The 3,001-nt window shown below is 57.4% G+C and carries 4 protein-coding genes and 3 tRNA genes; all 7 read left to right on the top strand.

Annotated features, from left to right (window positions below; genetic code table 11):
* Window positions 1-223: 223 nt before the first annotated feature.
* Window positions 224-1,183, top strand: a complete 960-nt coding sequence (gene birA, locus EGJ22_RS25735; RefSeq protein WP_029888033.1) for a bifunctional biotin--[acetyl-CoA-carboxylase] ligase/biotin operon repressor BirA — start codon at window positions 224-226, stop codon at window positions 1,181-1,183.
* Entirely contained in the window at window positions 1,173-1,922 is a 750-nt protein-coding gene (locus tag EGJ22_RS25740; RefSeq protein WP_125920456.1) for a pantothenate kinase, read from the top strand. Before birA ends, EGJ22_RS25740 begins: the two co-directional genes overlap by 11 nt.
* Before the next feature lie 7 nt (window positions 1,923-1,929).
* Window positions 1,930-2,355 (top strand): hypothetical protein, encoded by a 426-nt coding sequence (locus tag EGJ22_RS25745; protein WP_029888031.1) that lies wholly within the window; start codon window positions 1,930-1,932, stop codon window positions 2,353-2,355.
* Between the two features lie 152 nt (window positions 2,356-2,507).
* Window positions 2,508-2,591, top strand: a tRNA-Tyr gene (locus EGJ22_RS25750).
* Between the two features lie 24 nt (window positions 2,592-2,615).
* Window positions 2,616-2,689: transfer RNA gene (locus EGJ22_RS25755), tRNA-Gly, on the top strand.
* A gap of 29 nt (window positions 2,690-2,718) precedes the next feature.
* Window positions 2,719-2,794 (top strand) — tRNA-Thr (locus EGJ22_RS25760).
* A 76-nt stretch (window positions 2,795-2,870) separates the two neighbouring features.
* A partial coding sequence (locus EGJ22_RS25765; RefSeq protein WP_256671882.1) for a GTP-binding protein occupies window positions 2,871-3,001 on the top strand: 131 nt, incomplete at its 3' end.

Below are 3,001 nucleotides of genomic sequence, written 5' to 3' on the forward strand. Positions count from 1 at the left end.
GGGTTTTGTCTTTGTGCTCCAAAAAAGTCCCCTTGCCTCACCACAATCCCTGTGGGAGCGGGCGTGCCCGCGAACACCGGCGCAGCCGGTGCCATCACAGCGCCTGCTCCTCGGCGCCATTATCGTCAGGCTGAGCGTTTCAGCCCGAGGCATTCGGCCCTTTTCCTATGCAATCCCCCAGCCCATAGCTATCATGCCTGCCTTATTCCAAGTCGAGACTGGCATGCTGAAGTTGTTGAATCTCCTCAAGGACGGCCGGTTCCATTCCGGAGAAGCTCTGGGGGCGGCCCTCGGGGTGAGTCGTAGCGCCGTTTGGAAGCAGCTGCAGCACCTGGAGAGTGAACTGAACCTCACCATTCACAAAGTTCGTGGGCGTGGTTACCAATTGGCTGCGCCGCTGGTGTTGCTCGAGGCACAAGCAATCGTTGGGTTCGCCGAAGGCGAGCAGTGGCCAGTATTCATCCACGACACGATCGACTCGACCAACGCCGAAGGCCTGCGCATGGCGGGTGAGGGCCAGGCAGCACCCTTTTTGGTTTTGGCCGAGCGCCAGAGCGCTGGCCGTGGCCGACGTGGTCGGCAATGGGTCAGTCCGTTTGCCGAGAACCTGTACTACAGCCTGGTGCTGCGGGTTGACGGCGGCATGCGCCAGCTTGAAGGCTTGAGCCTGGTGGTAGGGTTGGCAGTAATGCGCACCTTGCAGGGCTTTGGTGTAAAGGACGTAGGGCTGAAGTGGCCTAACGATGTCCTGGTTCGCGGGATGAAGATCACCGGCATTCTGCTGGAACTGGTGGGAGATCCAGCCGATGTCTGCCATGTTGTGCTGGGTGTCGGCATCAATGTGAACATGCAGGCGAACGAGCAGGTCGACCAGCAGTGGACGTCGATGCGACGCGAGCTGGGTGGGGCAATAGACCGGAATCACCTGGTGGCGTCGCTAACCCAGCATTTGCAGCATGAACTGGCACGTCATCGGCGCTATGGTTTCGCTGCATTCCAGGAGGAATGGGAGCAGGCGCACCTTTGGCAAGGCCGGAGTGTATCGCTGATTGCCGGTAACACACGTATTGATGGTGTTGTTCTTGGCGTCGACGGGCAAGGCGGCTTGCGCCTTGAGGTGGATGGAGTGGAGAAGAGCTTCAGCGGTGGTGAGCTCAGTTTGAGGTTGCGTGATGATTCTTGAGCTCGATTGCGGGAACAGCTTTATCAAATGGCGGGTCATCCATGTCGCCGACGCAGTGATCGAGGGCGGCGGGATTGTCGACTCCGATCAGGCATTGGTGGCCGAAGTGGCCGCACTCGCCTCGGTGCGTCTTACGGGCTGTCGCATTGTAAGTGTGCGTAGCGAGGAAGAGACCGATGCGCTTTGCGCGGTTATCTCCCAGGCCTTCGCCGTTCAGGCCCGGGTAGCGCACCCCGCCCGGGAAATGGCAGGCGTGCGCAACGGTTATGAGGATTACCAGCGTTTGGGGATGGATCGCTGGCTGGCCACGTTAGGTGCATTTCATGTTGCCAAAGGGGCTTGCCTGGTCATCGATTTGGGGACTGCTGCAAAAGCCGACTTCGTGGCTGCGGATGGCGAGCACCTGGGCGGGTATATCTGCCCGGGCATGCCATTGATGCGCAGTCAGTTGCGCACCCACACCCGGCGCATTCGTTATGACGATGCCTCTGCCGAGCGCGCGTTGACCAGCCTGTTGCCAGGGCACTCAACCGTCGAGGCAGTCGAGCGCGGTTGTGTTCTGATGCTGCAGGGTTTTGCCCGCACGCAGCTCGAGCAGGCACGCGCCCTGTGGGGTGAAGATTTCACCGTATTCCTCACTGGGGGCGATGCGCCGCTAGTGAGGGAGGCCGTGCCCCAGGCGCGTGTCGTGCCCGACCTAGTGTTCGTGGGGCTGGCCATGGCTTGTCCATTGGATTGAGGTGCCTATGCGTTGGTTGTTTCTGCTGTTACTGGTGCTCAACGTCTTCTACTACGTGTGGCATCAGCAGGAAGCCCCGCTGAAGGTCAAGGAAGTCGCCCCCTTGTCTCTGTACAAGGGGAGTCAGCAAGAAATCCGGCTTTTGCGTGAAACGGGTGTATCAACACCCCCAAAGCGCCGGGATGAATGCCTGGTAATAGGTGGGGTAATGGCGCAGGCGCAGCTCGAAGCCCTGCGCCAGCGTCTGCTTAGCCTCGATATTGCGACGTTGCCGGTGGTAGGGCAGTTGCCTGGTGCCGATGGTCGTTGGCTCAAGGTAGCCCCGGAAAGCGAGCGATTGCTGGATGAAACGGTGCTCTCTTCTCTTTCCAATGATTTCAAAGACTTAAAACATAAAATTATTTTCTGCCAGGGTATTGCAACTGACGAATAGCTTGATAGAATGGCGCCCGCTTCACAGGGAACACCACTTAGGTGGTAGAGCTGGAAGCGGTGTCAAAGCAGCTAAGTTTCAGATTTAATTGAAAAAATTTGAAAAAACGCTTGACACTAGGACGGCAGACAAATAGAATGCCGGCCACATCTGGAGGGATTCCCGAGCGGTCAAAGGGGACGGACTGTAAATCCGTTGCGAGAGCTTCGAAGGTTCGAATCCTTCTCCCTCCACCAGTTTTAGCGAGAGCCGCAAGCTCCGCGGGTATAGTTTAGTGGTAGAACCTCAGCCTTCCAAGCTGATGATGCGGGTTCGATTCCCGCTACCCGCTCCAAGTTTGCTGGATTTTGCACAAAGTGTTTCGCTCTTGTAGCTCAGTTGGTAGAGCACACCCTTGGTAAGGGTGAGGTCAGCGGTTCAAATCCGCTCAAGAGCTCCATACAAACAAGGCAGATATGAAAATATCTGCCTTTGTTTTATCAGCGCAAGACTATTCTTCTGCGAGGGTTGTATCGATGGCTAAGGAAAAGTTTGATCGTTCCCTTCCCCACGTTAACGTCGGCACCATCGGCCACGTTGACCACGGTAAGACCACTCTGACCGCAGCTCTGACTCGCGTCTGCTCCGAAGTTTTCGGTTCGGCAGT

Origin of the sequence: Pseudomonas sp. p99-361, assembly GCF_003935475.1 — a bacterium.
Taxonomy (GTDB): Bacteria; Pseudomonadota; Gammaproteobacteria; order Pseudomonadales; family Pseudomonadaceae; genus Aquipseudomonas; species Aquipseudomonas juntendi.

Bases quoted from the DNA above. Each gene is read 5' to 3' on its own strand.
- birA (WP_029888033.1), top strand. From the start codon at position 224: ATGCTGAAGTTGTTGAATCTCCTCAAGGACGGCCGGTTCCATTCCGGA.
- EGJ22_RS25740 (WP_125920456.1), top strand. From the start codon at position 1,173: ATGATTCTTGAGCTCGATTGCGGGAACAGCTTTATCAAATGGCGGGTC.
- EGJ22_RS25745 (WP_029888031.1), top strand. From the start codon at position 1,930: ATGCGTTGGTTGTTTCTGCTGTTACTGGTGCTCAACGTCTTCTACTAC.